Origin of the sequence: Halobellus rarus, assembly GCF_024494595.1 — an archaeon.
GTDB classification, from domain to species: Archaea; Halobacteriota; Halobacteria; order Halobacteriales; family Haloferacaceae; genus Haloquadratum; species Haloquadratum rarum.
Genome location: NZ_JANHDI010000025.1, coordinates 1 through 600 on the forward strand (window position 1 = coordinate 1; position 600 = coordinate 600).

At 65.2% G+C, this 600-nt stretch carries 1 protein-coding gene; it reads left to right on the forward strand.

Going from position 1 to position 600, the window contains the following annotated elements; genetic code table 11:
* The coding region (locus NO876_RS17925; protein WP_256423044.1) for a serine hydroxymethyltransferase at positions 1-600 on the forward strand (600 nt) is incomplete at both ends.

Here is a 600-nt window from a genome sequence, read left to right on the forward strand (position 1 = left end):
GTACGCCGACGAGGTCGAGGAGTTGGCGATCGAGCGGGCCGAAGAACTGTGGGGGGCCGACCACGTGAACGTCCAGCCGCACTCGGGTTCGCAGGCGAACATGGGCGTCTACCTCGCGATGTTGGATCCCGGCGACAAGATCCTCTCGTTGGATCTCACTCACGGCGGGCACTTGAGCCACGGTCACCCCGCGAATTTCGCGGGCCAGACCTACGAGGTCGAACAGTACGAGGTAGACGCGGAGACGGGCTACGTCGACTACGAGGGCCTCGCTGAGATCGCTCACGAGTTCGATCCCGACATCATCGTCTCGGGGTACTCGGCGTACCCGCGGGAAGTCGAGTGGGAGCGCATCCAGGAGACGGCCGACGACGTCGACGCGTATCATCTCGCCGATATCGCCCACATCACGGGACTGGTCGCGGCGGGCGTGCACTCTTCACCCGTCGGTGTCGCGGACTTCGTGACGGGATCGACGCACAAGACGATTCGCGCGGGCCGCGGGGGGATCATTATGTGCGACGCCGAGTACGCCGACGCCATCGACAAAGCCGTCTTCCCGGGTGCACAGGGCGGCCCACTGATGCACAACATCGCGGG